Raw genomic sequence first — 15,376 nt, forward strand, 5'->3', positions numbered from 1 at the left:
GCCCGCGCCCTGGCGCGGGCCTCTTCATTGGCACCACCGAGGCGCGCGGGCGACCGTCCAGCGGCAGCGCCGGCACTGACGCCATCGTGCAGCTTCAGCGCGCGCCCGATGCGGCCTGCCCGCCCGAAAGCGCCCCATGAGGCGGCTTCTTGCGTTCCGCTTCCGCTACGAGACATAGCGCACATCCCACCCATTGACGGGTCAGGCGCTTCCGGCGAGCCAGCCTATACTCGCATCAAGGGGCGCGTCCCGCGCAGTCGGCGCCGGACGATGCTTTCGGGGGCAGCACCCCCATCGGCCGCTCGATAAGGTCAAGAACAGGGAGGTGGTCAGGATGTCGATCTACGTACGTGGTCTTGCGCTTGTCGCCACGATATTGCTCGGGGCCTGTGGCGGTGGCGGTGGTGGGGGTGGCGGCGACGGTGGCGGCGGTGGCGGCGACGTGGTGGGCGCCCTCGCGGTCAAGATTCTCAGCGGCCTGGCCGAGGCCAAGGGTCTCGTGCTCACCGGCGCGACCACGACCGCGCGCGCGGGCGGCTTCAAGGTCGACTGCACCGACGAGAACGGCGACGAGGGCACGGTGGTCACCATCAACGGCACCGACTACTGTCAGGCCGACCTGCGCCCGGAAACCCTGTACGCGGTCGACGAGAACGGCGTTCTGGTGCGCGTGCGCTATCTGGACGCCGACGGCGACGAGGTCGCGTCCACCAAGTTCCGGCCGCAGTACGTCCGCGCGCTGGACAACGGCTTCGTCTTCGCGCGGATCCGCGATCCGGACACCTTCGAGGACTATGGCATCTTCGCGCGCGCGTCGGACGGCGCGGTGTTCCGCATCGAGCGCGAGCTGGAGCCGTTCGTTTTCAGCGTTGAGAATTTCTATGACGCCAATGCGTCATTCTCGGACGGCTGGCAGGACATCCTGCGGGCGCGGGCATCCGACGTCGTCTTCACCTCGCGAACGAATACCTACGACGAGAACGGCTTCTTCGTCTCGTCGTCCGAGCGCGCCTCGCTGTTCCGCGCGCCGCAAGCCGACACCGCCAGTGACGAGTTGCGCGTCGACGCCGTCAGTCCGGCGAGCCAGAATCCATACTCTTTCCTGCTGCCCGATGGCGGCAACCGCATCGTCTACAACCGCGAAGGCGGGGACGTCAGCTTCTTCGAGGGCTCCGAGATCACGGTCCTCGACATGGACAGCGGCGGCTTCAATACCACGACCTTCGGGCGGCTGCCGACCGTCTTTACCGATGGCGCCGGCGGTGGCTCGGATCAACCCATCGGCATCCGCGGCCTGGACGGCGGCCTGTACGTGACCCAGAGCGCTGGCCTGGTCCGCGACGACGACGATTCCGATGGCTTCGTCGCCAGCTGCCTCGCGCGCCTGTACGCGCTGCGGATCGACGACGCGCTCGCCGTCGCGGCCGAGCTCGTCGACGAAGCGGAGACCGTCATTCCGACACCGGAAGACAACGTCTTCGGTAGAGCGCTGTGCCCCGGCTTCGCGCGCTCGGAGGGCGCCGCCGCCGGGGATGTCTGGGCGGCGGTGGGTCCCGGTCTGGTGCTCACCACCGACTACTCGGGCAGCACGCCGCAGCTCGGCTTCGTCGAACTCCCGGAACTGCGCTCGGCCGGCTTCGTGCCCGACGACAATCAGCCAGTGGTCGCGGGCACCCGCTACATCTACGCCAGCGGCACCGACGACGCCGACGACGCCGTCTATCGGCTCGACCCGTCCGAAAACTATGACGCCACGCGCCTGCCGCTCGACGGCTACCAGATCGACCGCCTCGAGCCCTACGCCAACGACTCGGTGGTGATCTACGCCACCGACAAGTCGAACGGCGACACGGTCGTGCTGCGCGCGGACGCGGATCTCGCGATCGAGGAGCTTTCGCGCGACGACAGCAACACCTTCGTGTCCTTCCAGCGCATCGACTGAGCGCGGCATCGCGGGGCCTCGCGCGGCGACGCCGGGGCCCCGCCACATCGCCGGCGCCAACGCGGCAGGGTCGCCGAACCATCCCACGCACCGCGGCCGGGGAGTCAGGCGCGAAGCAGGCGCGACAGCTCGGTCAGCCGGGTATTGCGGCTGGACCCCTTGAGCAGGATGGCGGTCGAATCTGCGACCTCGTCTTCCAGCACCGCGACGACCGCTTCCGGCGTTTCCGCCTCGACCGCCAGTCCGCTCGGCGCCAGCGCCGCGGCGAGATGCTCGAGATCGGCGCCAAACAGGATCACGCGGTCGGGCGGATCGGCGAGGATGGCGCTCGCAACGGTTCCGTAGATCGCCTTCTCGCCACCTTCGATGTTGACGATCTTGCCGGCTATGACGATGCGCTTCGCGAAGTCGCGCGTGCCGTCCGCGAAGGAGCGCAGCGCGCTGACATAGGAGCGCTCCTCGGCGTTGTAGCTGTCATCGACCAGCGTCGCATCGCGCCCGCCGACCATGATCGAGACGGGCTCCATCTTGCGGGCCTTGGGTGCCATCGCGGACAGCGTGTCGGCAATCGCGTCGGGGGACACCCCGTGCTCGATGGCCACCCGAGCCGCCATGCGCATGTTGCGCAGCCATCCGTCACCGAACACGCGGCTGCGAAAGACGGTTTCTCCACCGCCGGCGAGCAGACGGAGCGTCATCCCGTCGATGCCGGCGTCGCTGCAGGCCAACCCGAAACCCGCGCCGTCGGATGTGCAAACCGGCGTGGAAGCCGCCGCTTCCAGAATCTCGCGCCCCTCCGCATCCGCTTCCACGAACAACCACCCGTCACCCGGCAGACGCTCGATCTGGCGCGTGATGACGCGTGCCAGCGCTTCCACGGTCGGAAAGCGCGACAGGTTGCCGAGACCGAGCGCAGTGACGACCAGCTCATGCGGATACACGGTGTCCAGCGATGTGCGTCCGTGGTGGCCGCGGATGGATTCCTCGCTCTGCTCGACAACGCAGTAGTCGGCATCCCGCGGCAGGCTGGCCAGACACATCGCGCTGCCTTCGACCGTGTTCCAGTTGGCGAAGGACGCGACACAGTGGCCCCGACGCGACAGCAGGGCGGCAAGCAGATCCCGCGTCGTGCTCTTGCCGGCCGTCCCGGTCACCGAAATCACGCGCCCCTCGAAGCGCGCCCGTGCATGGGCAGCAAGCTGGAAGAGCGCCTCGTAGCTGTTGGGCACATGCAGGACCGGCAGCGGCGGGTTCTCCGGAACCGGACCGGACGTGATGACCAGGCCGGCGCGGCGCGCCGCCGCCCGATCGAGCAGGCCGTCCATCGTCATCCTGGCCTGGCCGGATAGCTTGCGCGGCCGCCGCGGCCAGGTTGCGGCGTCGCAATGCAGCAGGATGTCGCCGTCGCGCAGGACCGGCATGGGATAGACGACGCGACCGAGACGGGCGTGAGTCGGCGCCGGACCGAGCAGTGCCCCGCCGGTGACCTGCAGGATTTCGTCGAGCGACCAGACGAGGGCTCGCCCGGTGGACGACGGGCCCGAACCGCGAGACGTATCGATCATGCCGTGGTCTTGTGTGCGCGGATACCGAAGAAGCGGAGCAGTCGCGGCTACCGGCCGATGCGGGCGCGCGCAACCGGCATCACGATGCCGGATTCACGGCGGGAACGCGACAACCGGGCTCAGACCTTCCGGTACAGCGCATTCCCGGTGTCGGCGAACTCCTCGGCCTTCTCGGCCATTCCCTTGTCCAGCGCCTCCTTCTCGTCCAGGCCCTGCCTGCGCGCGTACTCGCGGACTTCCTGGGTGATCTGCATGGAGCAGAAGTGCGGCCCGCACATCGAGCAGAAGTGCGCCAGCTTGGCGCCTTCCTGCGGCAGGGTCTGGTCGTGGAAGTCGCGCGCCTTGTCGGGGTCCAGCGAGAGGTTGAACTGGTCCTCCCAGCGGAACTCGAAGCGCGCCTTGGAGAGCGCGTTGTCGCGCACCTGCGCGCCGGGGTGGCCCTTGGCGAGGTCGGCGGCGTGGGCGGCCAGCTTGTAGGTGACGATGCCCTCGCGCACGTCGTCCTTGTCGGGCAGGCCGAGGTGCTCCTTGGGCGTGACGTAGCACAGCATGGCGGTGCCGTACCAGCCGATGTTGGCGGCGCCGATCGCCGAGGTGATGTGGTCGTAGCCGGGCGCGATGTCGGTGGTCAGCGGGCCGAGGGTGTAGAAGGGCGCTTCGAAGCAGTGCTGCAGCTGCTCGGTCATGTTCTCGCGGATCATGTGCATGGGCACGTGGCCGGGCCCCTCGATCATGACCTGGACATCGTGCTCCCAGGCAATCTTCGTCAGCTCGCCCAGCGTGCGCAGCTCGGCGAACTGGGCCTCGTCGTTGGCGTCGGCGATGCAGCCCGGACGCAGGCCGTCGCCGAGCGAGAAGGCCACATCGTAGGCCTTCATGATTGCGCAGATCTCCTCGAAGCGGGTGTAGAGGAAGGACTCGGCGTGGTGCGCGAGGCACCACTTGGCCATGATCGAGCCGCCGCGCGAGACGATGCCGGTGACGCGGTCGGCGGTCATCGGGATGAAGGGCAGCCGGACGCCGGCATGGATGGTGAAGTAGTCGACGCCCTGCTCGGCCTGCTCGATGAGCGTGTCGCGGAAGATCTCCCAGGTCAGCGCCTCGGCCTTGCCGTCCACCTTCTCCAGCGCCTGGTAGATGGGCACGGTGCCGATGGGCACCTGCGAATTGCGGATGATCCACTCGCGGGTCTCGTGGATGTGCTTGCCGGTGGAGAGGTCCATGACGGTGTCGGCGCCCCAGCGCGTCGACCAGACCATCTTCTCGACCTCCTCGGCGATGGAGCTGGTGACCGCCGAGTTGCCGATGTTGGCGTTGACCTTCACGCGGAAGTTGCGGCCGATGATCATCGGCTCGGATTCCGGGTGATTGAGGTTGTTGGGCAGGATGGCGCGGCCGGCGGCAATCTCGTCGCGCACGAACTCGGGCGTGACCTCGTCCGGCAGCTGCGCGCCGAAGGCCTCACCCTTGTGCATGCGGCGCAGGTAGCCGGCCTGCCGGTAGCTTTCGCGCAGCTCCTGCAGGCGCGCGTTCTCGCGCGCCGCCACGAAGATCATCTCGGGCGTGACCATGCCGCGCCGCGCGTAGTGCATCTGCGTGACGTTGGCGCCGGCGCGCGCGCGCCGCGGCGGGCGCACCGCGCTGAAGCGCAGGGTCTCGGTGAGCGGATCGCCCGCCCGGATGCGGCCGTACAGCGAGCTGGGCCCCGTCAGCGCCTCGCTGTCGCCGCGCGCGGCGATCCATTCGGCACGCAGCGGCGGCAGGCCGGCGCGCAGATCGACGGCGGCATCCGGGTCGGTGTACGGCCCGGAGGTGTCATAGACGGTGATCGGCGCATTGGGCGTCAATCCGTCCTCGGTGCGCGTCGGCGAGCAGGCGATCTCGCGCATCGGCACGCGCACGCCGTCTCCGGCGGGTACGTAGATGCGGCGACTGGCGGGGAACGGTCGACACACCTCCGCCTGGAGGCGGACGGCTTCGTCGGCGGTGGTGGTGGCGCTGGCGCCCATGGCGGCCTCCTGGTTACGGACGGACGGAGGCAGCCGCGCACGCCGGACGCGCGCTTCGCCTTCCCTCCGCCGGCATGATCCGGTTCAGGTACGAGGGGACTCTCTCAGCCCGATGTCGGTCGGGCACCCCCGGCGTGGCACCAAGCATAGCGCCGCGCCCGCCCCCGGGTGCAAGCCGGGGCGCCGGATCAGGGCGCGCGCACGGTCAGCGAAGCGCGGTGCCCGTCGACGTCGAGTGATACCGGCGCCTCCGCGCTGCCCAGCATGAGGCTGTCCGGACCGTCGACACGCGCGCTCAGACGATACCGGTGACCGAAGGCACCACCCTCGTCGTACGGCAGCACGAAATCGGCGTCGCGCGTACCGGCCTCGAGCGCACGCGTGAGCGAGAAGATGGGCAGTCCGGCGCCGGCACTGACCGGCACCAGCTCCACCGTCAGGGTGGCGGCACCGGACGGCGGCGATGCCAGATGCACCGTGCCGTGCACTTCCGGCGATCCCGGATCACCGCTGCACGCAGCCAGCCCGATGGCGACTCCCAGCAGCGCCCAGGATGGTATATACTTATTTCGCATATCGTTATTCGATCACGTATGTGACGGTTCTCGGGTCGATGCTCGCTTCCCGGCAGCCGCCTTCTTACAATACGCGGGTGACCGGAATGCGGTGCATGTCGGGTTCCGGCCGCGCGATTCGCAACGCGTTCGGAAGGGATATCGATGGAACTCGACCCGCTGCTGCTCTCCCGCATCCAGTTCGCCTTCGTGGTGTCCTTCCACGCCATCTTCCCGGTCTTCACCATCGGGCTGGCGGCCTACATCATGGTGCTGGAGGCCCTGCTCCTGCGCACCGGCAACCTGGTGTGGAAGCAGCTCAGCGTCTTCTGGACCCGGATATTCGCGGTGGTATTCGCGCTCGGCGTGGTGTCGGGACTGGTGATGGCCTTCCAGTTCGGCACCAACTGGAGCAACTTCTCCTACGCGTCCGCCAACTTCCTGGGACCGGTGCTCAGCTACGAGGTTGTCACCGCCTTCTTCATGGAGGCGACCTTCCTCGGCGTGCTGCTCTTCGGGCGCGACAAGGTGCCGCCGGCGGCGCATCTGTTCGCCGCCGTGATGGTGTCGCTGGGGACCTTCATCTCGTCGTTCTGGATCCTGTCGGCGAACAGCTGGATGCAGACCCCCGCCGGCTTCGAGATGCGGGATGGCGTGGTGCACCTGACCTCGTGGAGCGCAGCCATCTTCAACAGCTCGTTCCCGTACCGCTTCGCGCACATGGCGCTGGCGGCGCTGCTCACCGGCGGCTTCGTGGTGGCCGGTGTGAGCGCCTGGAATCTGGTGCGCGATCATGCCGTCGAGGCCAATCGCAAGGCGCTGTCGATGACCATGTGGATGCTGCTGATTGCTGCACCGCTGCAGCTCTTCGTCGGCGACCTGCACGGCCTCAACACGCTCGAGGAGCAGCCCACCAAGGTCGCTGCGATGGAGGGCAACTGGGAGCGTGCGCGCAACGTACCGCTGCTGCTCTTCGCGCTGCCCGACGGCGACGCCGAGACCAACCATGCCGAAATCGGGATTCCGGGCATGGCCAGCCTGATCCTCAAGCACGACGTCGACGGCATCGTTCCCGGCATCACCGATGTGCCGCGCGAGGAACGCCCACCGGTGGCATGGGTGTTCTGGAGCTTCCGCATCATGGTCGGCATCGGCATGCTCATGATCCTGGCCGCGCTGGCGGGACTGTTGCTCCGCTTCCGCGGGCGGCTGTACGACCATCGCCCCTTCCTGCAGGGCCTGCGCCTGATGGTGCCGCTGCCCTTCATCGCGGTGACCGCCGGCTGGTTCACCACCGAGATGGGGCGCGCGCCGTGGCTGATCTACGGAGTCATGACCCAGGCCGAGGGCCTCACTCCGTCGCTGACCGGAGGCATGGCGCTGTTCTCGCTGATCGGGTTCATGCTGGTCTACGCGGTCGTGTTCGTGGTCGGCAGCTACTACGTCACCCGCATCGCCGCCAAGGGGCTGGGCGATGAAGCGCCCGAGCACCCGGAATGGCAGCGGCCGAAACGCCCGCTCTCGGCGGTCGAGACACCGTTCGACGGCGACAACCTCGACTTCACGCCGCTGCGGGGGTAGCGCGATGACGTGCGCCCACCCTCCAGAGGCCTGCTACCGGCCACCGACCCTCACCCCACCGCCGGCTCTGCCGGCGGTACCCCCCTCTCCCGCGTCGCGGGAGAGGGGCATTGGTGTCGCTTCGCGACGGAGCTTGTTATGGAACTGATCGACCTCACCCTCATCTGGGCCGTCATCATCGCCGTTGGCATCATGATGTACGTGCTGATGGACGGATTCGATCTCGGCGTCGGCATCCTCTTTCCGTTCGCGCCGGACGACGCCGCACGGGACACGATGATGCAGTCGGTGGCCCCGGTCTGGGACGGCAACGAGACCTGGCTGATCCTCGGCGGCGCCGGTCTGCTGGGCGCCTTCCCGCTGGTCTACTCGGTGTTCCTGCCGGCGCTCTACATCGGCGTCTTCCTGATGCTGGCCGGCCTCATCTTCCGCGGCATCGCCTTCGAGTTCCGATTCAAGTCGAAGCGGCGCCGCAACTGGTGGAATGCCGCCTTCGCGGGTGGCTCGACGGTGGCCGCCTTCGCACAGGGTGCGGTCGTGGGCACCTATATCCAGGGTTTCGCGGTCGAGGACTTCGCCTATGTCGGCGGACCGCTGGACTGGCTGAGCCCCTTCACGGTGCTTACGGGTCTGGGCCTGGTGGTCGGCTACGCGCTGCTGGGCAGCACCTGGACCATCATGAAGACCACCGGCGCGCTGCAGCAGTGGGCCTACCGGGTCACGCCGCTGCTGCTGGCCGCGCTCATGGCCGTCTTCCTGATCGTCAGCATCTGGACGCCGATCACCGACGAGTACGTGCGCCAGCGCTGGTTCTCCGGTTTCACGCCCATCTGGCTGCTGCCGCTGGTGGCGGCCTTCCTGGCGTGGCAGCTGTGGCGCGCCGTGCAGAAGAAGCACGAGTATCTGCCCTTCATCGCCGCCCTCGGCATCTTCGGCTTCACCTACCTCGGCCTACTGGCCAGCAAGTGGCCCTATATCGTGCCGCCCGACCACACGCTGTGGGATGCCGCATCGGCGCCCGCCTCGCAGCTCTTCCTGCTCATCGGCATGCTGTTCCTCATCCCGGTGATCCTCGCCTACACGGCCTGGAACTACTGGGTGTTCCGCGGCAAGGTGTCCGGTAGCAGCCATTACTGACGGCACCGGCGCGGCGGCCACCACCTGGCTGAGGCAGCACGGCGGGCGCGCCCCGGCGACCGCCGTGCTGGCCGGGATACTGGTCGGCGTCGCCGTGATCGGCCAGGCGATGCTGCTCGCCTGGATCGTCCACCGGGCGGTGACGGGAGCACCGTCGATCGCGGACCTGCTCCCCGCGGCGCTGGCCCTCGTCGCCGTGGTGCTGACGCGGGGCGCTGCGCAATACGTCCAGGGGCGTGCGGCGTCGACCGCGGCCACCGACCGCTGCCGCGCCATCCGCGACGATCTGCTCGACCGTCTTCACGCTGCGGGACCCGCCCGGCTCGACGGCTGGCACCGCGCCGATCTGGCCAGCCGCGCGCTGCACGCGGTGGATGCGCTGACACCCTACATCGCGCACTACCTCCCGCAGCGCATACTCGCGCTCGTCGTGCCCGCGCTGATCGGCGTCACCGCGCTGCTGCACGACTGGCTGGCGGGTCTGCTGCTGCTGCTGTCCGCGCCGCTGATCCCGCTGTTCATGGCACTGGTGGGATGGGGCGCGGCGCGCCTCAGCGCACGCTTCGAAACCCGGCGCGCGCGCGCCGCGGCGGTATTCGCCGACCATGTCCGCGGCCTGCTGAGCATCCGCCTGTTCAATGCCGAGCGCGAAGCCACCGTGCGCGTGCGCGGCTTCGCGGAGCAGCTGCGCGACGATGCCATGCGCGTGCTGCGGGTCGCCTTCCTGTCATCCGCCGTGCTCGAATTCTTCGCCGCAGTAGCCGTGGCCGCGGTGGCGATCTACGTCGGCATGGGCCTGCTGGGCTACCTCGCATTCGGCCCGGCCGACGATCTCACCGTGTACCGCGGCCTGTGCGTGCTGCTGCTGGCGCCGGAGTTCTTCGTGCCACTGCGGCAGCTCGCCACGCACTATCACGACCGCGCCGCCGCCCTCGGCGCCGCGGAGCAGCTGGCACCGCTCTTCGCGCTGCCGGCGATGCCCGATGCCACGGATGCGCATGCACGCGACCCCGGCAACGTCATCCTGCAGGCAATCCGCGTCGCACGCGATGATCGAACCATCCTGCAGGCATTCTCGCTGGACGTGCGGCCGGGCGAGCTGGTGCTGCTCTGGGGCCCCAGCGGCTGCGGCAAGACCACCGTGCTGCACACCATCGCCGGGCATCTGCCCGTCGATGCCGGCGAGGTGCGCGTCAACGGCGAAGCGCCGGGCATCCCCGGGGCCGTTGCGTGGCTCGGCCAGCGCCCCTTCCTCGCGCACGGCAGCATCGCGCGCAACATCGCGCTGGGAAGGGATGACGCCGACCGTGCGGCCATCGCCGAGGCCGCGCGCAACTGCGGCGTGCTCTCGTTCGCAGAGGCGCTTCCCGACGGACTCGATACCCGGCTGGGCGAGCGCGGACTGGGTCTGTCGGGCGGTCAGGCCCAGCGCGTGGCGCTGGCGCGCGCGTGGCTGTCGCAGGCGCCGGTGGTACTGCTCGATGAACCCACGACCGGGCTCGATGCCGATGCCGCGGCGCCGGTGCTCGCCGCCATGCGGCGCCTGTGCGCGGACGGGCGCAGCCTGGTCGTGGCCGGACACGATCCCGCCCTGCGCGGCATCGCGGACACGGTGATCGACATGGCCGAGCCGTCATGACGCGCCCGCTGCGCGCCCTGCTCCCCTACGCGGCGCTGCTGCGCGGTCGCCGCGGCGCCGCCGTCACCGGAGCGCTGCTGCTGCTGGCGACCGTGGTCTCCGCAGTGGCGCTGCTGGGCCTGTCCGGCTGGTTCATCACCGCCACCGGCATCACGGCGCTGGCGTGGGCAGCGGGCAGTCGGGTGGTCTTCGACATCTTCCTGCCGGGCAGCGGCATCCGCTTCTTCGCGCTGTCGCGCACGGTGGCGCGCTACTTCGAGCGGCTGCGCCAGCACGCCGTGACGCTGGATCTGCTCGCGGCGCTGCGTACCGCCGTATTCGCGCGCCTGGCGCGGCGGCCGGCCGCGACACTGGCAGGACTGCGCGACAGCGTCGCGCTCGACCGCCTGACCAGCGATGTCGATGCCATCGACAACCTCCTGCTGCGGGTACTGAGCCCGCTGCTGGTCGCGCTGCTGCTGCTGGCCCTGCTGGCGGCGGCGCTGTCATGGCTGGCGACACCCTGGATGCTGCTGCCGGTGGCGACGCTCGCCAGCGTCACGGCGCTGCTGTGCCTGCTCGCGCTGCGCGCCGGCATGCGCCCGGGCCGCGCCCTGCGCACGCGCGCCGAGTGGCTGCACGTCCGCATCCTGGAAGGGATGAGCGGCCTCGCCGAGCTGCGCGCCGCGGGCACGCTGCACCGGCACGCCGCGCGCACCGCGGCGCGCAACGCCGCCCTGGCCGGCGCTCAGCGGCAGCGGGCGCACCGCCTCGCGGCGCTGGAGGCGATATCCGCGACCACCGTGCAGCTTGCGGGCATCGGCGCCCTGCTGCTCGGCCTGACCGTCATCGATGGCGGCATGGGTGCCGCCATCAGCGTGATGGCCGCGCTCGCCATCCTCGGCTGCGCCGAGATCCTCCCCGGCCTGCCGCAGGCGCTGTACCGGCTCGGCGAGACCCAGACCGCGGCCAGCCGACTCAACGCGCTGCTCGACGGCCCGCTGGAGGCCACGCCGGAAGCGACCGCCACCGCGTGCGGCGCACACGATCATGCGCTGCGCCTCGACGGCGTGACGGTCCGCTATCCGCATCACCCGCGACCGGCGCTCGCGGACATCACCTTCGCCATCGTACGCGGCGAGCGCGTCGCCATCGTCGGCGCATCCGGCTGCGGCAAGTCGACGCTGCTGCAGCTGATCGGCGGCCTCTACCCCGCGGAGGCGGGCGCCATGACCGTGCTGGGCTGCGCGGCGGACCGCGTCCATCCGGCGCACTGGCGGCGGCGCTGCGGCGTGCTTACCCAGCACAGCGAGATCTTCGCCGCCTCGGTGGCCGACAACCTGCGGCTGGGCGCCCCGGGAGCGGACGATGCCGCCCTGTGGGCGGCGCTGCACACCGCGGTGCTGGACGATGTGGTCGCGGCGCTCCCGGAGGGGCTCGGCACCTGGGTCGGCGAGCACGGCGCGCGCCTGTCCGGCGGCCAGGCCCGCCGCCTCGCCCTGGCGCGCGTGCTGCTGCGCGACCCCGATCTGGTCGTGCTCGACGAGCCCGCCACCGGCCTCGACGCCGACACGCGCACCACCCTGTTCGCCCGCCTCGACGCCTGGCTCGCCGGCCGCAGCGCGCTCCTGCTGGCGCACGATCCGGCCGCGCTGCCGCGCGCCGACCGCGTGCTGCGGCTGGTGGACGGGCGGCTGCAGAACGCCTGAACCGGCGCTCTGGAACCTGGAAGCGCAGATTCAAAGGCAAGAACAACCACAGATTACACAGATTTCCACAGATTCCTTTCCGGTTCCGGTGTGCGCTGACGGAGTCAGCGCCACCAGCAAAAATCCCCTGAATCCGTGAAATCTGTGGTTCTCCTTTTGTCCGCGGTTGAAACCGGCCGCGCACGTACACTGCGCCGATGGCGGCGACGACCCACCCCGCGACCGCGCTGACCGCGCGCGCCCTGCTCACCGGTGCGGTGATCGGCGCGCTGCTGACGCCGTGCAACATCTACAGCGGCCTCAAGATCGGCTGGTCCTTCAACATGTCGATCGCCGGCGCGCTGCTGGGCGTGGCCTTCTGGCGGCTGATGCACGATCTGCTCGGCACACGGGCGTGGGGCCTGCCGGAGAATCTCGTCAACCAGACCACCGCCTCGTCGGCGGCCTCGATCATCTCGGGCGGTCTGGTGGCGCCGATACCGGCGCTGGCGCTGCTCGGCGGACCGGTGCCGGAAGGCGCGCTGCTGGTGGCGTGGGTATTCGCGGTCAGCGTGCTGGGGCTGGCCATCGCGGCGCTGCTGCACGGTCGATTCATTGCCGCGGGGCGGCTGCCCTATCCGGCCGGCACCGCGGCCGCCGAAACGCTGTCGAGCATCCACGGCGACAGTGCCGAGGCGAGCCGTCGCCTGCGCTGGCTGGCCGGTGCGGCCGGGGTCGCCGGCGGCGTCAAGCTGCTCGCCGAACTCAGCGGCGCGACCCTGCGCGCCGCGCTGCCGGGCAGCCTGCCGCTCGGTGGCAAGGCGCTGCCTTCGGTGGGATTCAAGCAGCTCGGCATCGCCCTGGACGGCTCCCTGCTCATGGTGGGCTTCGGCGCCATCATCGGGCTGCGCTCGGGGCTGTCACTGCTGCTCGGCGCGCTGATCGCCTGGCTGGGACTGGCGCCGTGGCTGCTGGCCCGCGGCCTCGTCGCGCCCGGCGAGGCCGGTGGCATCTGGTTCGGCCCCCTGGTCGAGTGGCTGATCTGGCCGGGTGTGGCACTGATGACGGTGGGCGCGCTGGCGAGCCTGTGGCTGGGCCGCAGCGCGCCGGCTAGAGACGGCGCGCTATGCGAACCGACGCCCTTCCCGCTGCCGCTGGCGATCTACCTGCCCGCGGTGGTGGCCGCGGTGGCGCTGGTGGTGGTGCTGCAGGTGACGCTCTTCGACATCCCCGTGCTGGCGGCTGTCGCCGCGGTGGTTCTGGCGGCGGGCCTGGCCACCGTCGCGGCACGGGTGGTCGGCGAGACCGGCATCCCGCCCATCGGCGCACTCGGCAAGATCGCGCAGCTCGGCGTCGGCGCGGTCGCGCCGGGCACCACCACGCCCAACCTGATGGGCGCCAACGTCACCGGTGGCGCGGCCGGTCAGACCGCCGATCTGCTCAACGACCTGCGCGCCGGTCAGCTGCTCGGCGCACAACCGGCGCCACTGTTCGCGGCGCAGCTCGTGGGGGTGCTGGTGGGCAGCATCGCCGGCAGCCTGGCCTATCTCGTGCTGGTGCCGGATCCGGCCGCCACGCTGCTGACGCCGGAGTGGCCGGCGCCGGCCGTGGCCACCTGGAAGGCGGTCGCGGAAGTGATGGCGCAGGGCTTCGCGGCGCTGCCCGCGCTGAGCGTGCCGGCTACCGCCGTCGGTGCCCTGTCGGGCCTCGCGCTGGCGCTCTGGCAGCACCGCGCGCCGGCGCGCTGGGCACGCTGCGCGCCGAGCGCCAGCGCCGTCGGCCTGGCCTTCGTCATCCCCGCCTGGATCGCGTTCGGACTGTGTCTCGGCGCCGTGCTCGCGGCCGGCGCGAACCGTCTGGCGCCACGCTGGTCGGCGCGCTTCCTGGTGGCCGCAGCCGCCGGCCTCGTGGCCGGCGAATCGCTGGCGGGCGTGGTGTCGGCAGCGGTCGCAATGCTGGGCGGCTGAAGACCGGCATCGCATCGGTCGACGCTCCGCTGCCGCGCGCAGTGGAGCGCGCGCAGCGCATGCACCGTCGGGCAACAGCGTCGTGACACCTTGCCCACGGACGCGCCGATGAGTGCGTTTATGCACATTATTGCCTATAGTGTGCGTAAACGCACATGCGAGGACCGCATGGAACACGCCACGCACCCGCTTTCCGTCGACGACCATCAGCTGGTCGCCAAGGCTGCGCGCCGGGCTGCCGGTGAGCTCGGGCTCACGCTGACCGAGCTCGGTGCCGTGGTCGGCGTCGGCCGGGCCAGGTTCTCGCGGCCGAATGCGCGCCTCGAGGGCAAGCAGATGGAGCTGGGTCTGCACCTGGTGCGCATCGCGCGCTCACTGTCGGCGATGACTTCCGGGGACAGCGGCAACATGCAGCACTGGCTGCGCACGAAGAACCGCGATCTCGGCGAATGCCCGGTCGAGATGCTGACCTCGGTGGAGGGCCTGATCCGCGTGGGGCAGTACCTCGACACCATGCGCGCCAAGATCTGATGCCGATCGAGGAAGCGCGCGCAACCGTCTCCGCGCGGGCGCACCGCTACGTCGAGTCGCAGAGCCATATCGCGACCAGCCAGTACGTCGACACCGAGGCGGAGCAGCTGCGCCTGGAAGAGCTGCTGGAGGCAAACAAGCCACGCATCCCGGACGACGCGCGCGGCCTCGACTGGCTGCTCCGCTCGCCGTTCCGCTACCCGCCCCTGCCCTACGGCAGCCGCTTCGGGTCCAGCAGGGAGCGCGGGATCCTCTACCTCAGCGAATCCATCGAGGCCCTCGAGTGCGAAATGGCGTTCTACGCCTTCAAGTTCCTCGAGGCCATGGAAGCACCGCCGGCATGACCGATCCGACGCAGCGTGAACGTCGTCGACATTCCGGTACGCACCGCCAAGGGCATCGATCTGACACGGGTGGCGGAAGCCGACTGGCGGCCGCTGGTGGACCCGGACAGCTGGGCGGCGTCGCGACGGTTCGGGACGCGCGCCAGAGCGGCCGGTGCGCAGGCGATCCGCTACCCCGCTGCGCGCGTGCCGCCGCGCCCGACGGTCGCGCACTGCAATGTCGCGGTCCTCGCGCCCGCCGCGGTGGCGCACGCCGGCCGGCCGCCCATCCGCAACAGCTACCAGCTGATCACGTCTCCGGACGGGGTGCTGCAGCAGAACGCCACCAAGCGCTCGACCCGCTACTTTCCCGCCGCCGGCTTGCTCAGTCGCCCGTTCTGATCGACGGACGAACCGGGCGAGCATCTTGCGGCGCATACGGTGGCAGACCTCGATACCCG

10 protein-coding genes, 1 pseudogene and 1 riboswitch are annotated in these 15,376 nt (G+C 70.1%); of the genes and pseudogenes, 8 read left to right on the plus strand and 3 right to left on the minus strand.

The window, feature by feature from the left end; genetic code table 11:
- The first annotated feature begins 334 nt into the window (after window positions 1-334).
- The gene (locus tag KAH28_RS01610) at window positions 335-1,942 is read left to right on the plus strand and encodes a hypothetical protein (RefSeq protein WP_290574055.1); all 1,608 of its coding nucleotides are present in this window, start codon (window positions 335-337) and stop codon (window positions 1,940-1,942) included.
- 104 nt (window positions 1,943-2,046) lie between these two features.
- On the opposite strand, the gene KAH28_RS01615 is transcribed toward KAH28_RS01610, so the two are convergent.
- From KAH28_RS01615 to KAH28_RS01625, 3 genes are all read right to left on the minus strand, one after another.
- A complete protein-coding gene (locus KAH28_RS01615) occupies window positions 2,047-3,507 on the minus strand; it encodes a Mur ligase family protein (RefSeq protein WP_290574056.1) in 1,461 nt (486 codons plus the stop codon).
- A 119-nt stretch (window positions 3,508-3,626) separates the two neighbouring features.
- On the minus strand, window positions 3,627-5,516 hold the full coding sequence (thiC, locus tag KAH28_RS01620; RefSeq protein ID WP_290574057.1) for a phosphomethylpyrimidine synthase ThiC: 1,890 nt from the start codon (window positions 5,514-5,516) through the stop codon (window positions 3,627-3,629).
- A gap of 43 nt (window positions 5,517-5,559) precedes the next feature.
- Window positions 5,560-5,657: riboswitch (TPP riboswitch) on the minus strand.
- Window positions 5,658-5,704: 47 nt separating this feature from the next.
- A complete protein-coding gene (locus tag KAH28_RS01625) occupies window positions 5,705-6,091 on the minus strand; it encodes a hypothetical protein (RefSeq protein WP_290574058.1) in 387 nt (128 codons plus the stop codon).
- Window positions 6,092-6,235: 144 nt separating this feature from the next.
- Between KAH28_RS01625 and KAH28_RS01630 the strand changes: the two genes are divergently transcribed.
- The 7 genes and pseudogenes from KAH28_RS01630 (at window position 6,236) to KAH28_RS01660 (ending at window position 15,317) form a co-directional block, all read left to right on the plus strand.
- The gene (locus KAH28_RS01630; protein WP_290574059.1) at window positions 6,236-7,651 is read left to right on the plus strand and encodes a cytochrome ubiquinol oxidase subunit I; all 1,416 of its coding nucleotides are present in this window, start codon (window positions 6,236-6,238) and stop codon (window positions 7,649-7,651) included.
- A gap of 138 nt (window positions 7,652-7,789) precedes the next feature.
- Entirely contained in the window at window positions 7,790-8,788 is a 999-nt protein-coding gene (gene cydB, locus KAH28_RS01635) for a cytochrome d ubiquinol oxidase subunit II (RefSeq protein ID WP_290574060.1), read from the plus strand.
- 64 nt (window positions 8,789-8,852) lie between these two features.
- Window positions 8,853-10,427: a thiol reductant ABC exporter subunit CydD gene (gene cydD, locus KAH28_RS01640; RefSeq protein WP_290574061.1), complete on the plus strand. Its 1,575-nt coding sequence runs from the start codon at window positions 8,853-8,855 to the stop codon at window positions 10,425-10,427.
- Complete coding sequence (gene cydC / locus KAH28_RS01645; protein WP_290574062.1) at window positions 10,424-12,115, plus strand: thiol reductant ABC exporter subunit CydC; 1,692 nt, start codon at window positions 10,424-10,426, stop codon at window positions 12,113-12,115. The genes cydD and cydC overlap by 4 nt, the downstream gene beginning before the upstream one ends.
- Window positions 12,116-12,312: 197 nt before the next feature.
- The gene (locus KAH28_RS01650) at window positions 12,313-14,061 is read left to right on the plus strand and encodes an OPT/YSL family transporter (protein ID WP_290574063.1); all 1,749 of its coding nucleotides are present in this window, start codon (window positions 12,313-12,315) and stop codon (window positions 14,059-14,061) included.
- 168 nt (window positions 14,062-14,229) lie between these two features.
- Window positions 14,230-14,592, plus strand: a complete 363-nt coding sequence (locus KAH28_RS01655; protein ID WP_290574064.1) for an MbcA/ParS/Xre antitoxin family protein — start codon at window positions 14,230-14,232, stop codon at window positions 14,590-14,592.
- A pseudogene (locus KAH28_RS01660) lies at window positions 14,592-15,317 on the plus strand (RES family NAD+ phosphorylase). Before KAH28_RS01655 ends, KAH28_RS01660 begins: the two are co-directional and overlap by 1 nt.
- The last annotated feature ends 59 nt before the right edge of the window (window positions 15,318-15,376 follow it).

This window comes from Algiphilus sp. (assembly GCF_023145115.1).
Lineage (GTDB): Bacteria > Pseudomonadota > Gammaproteobacteria > Nevskiales > Nevskiaceae > Algiphilus.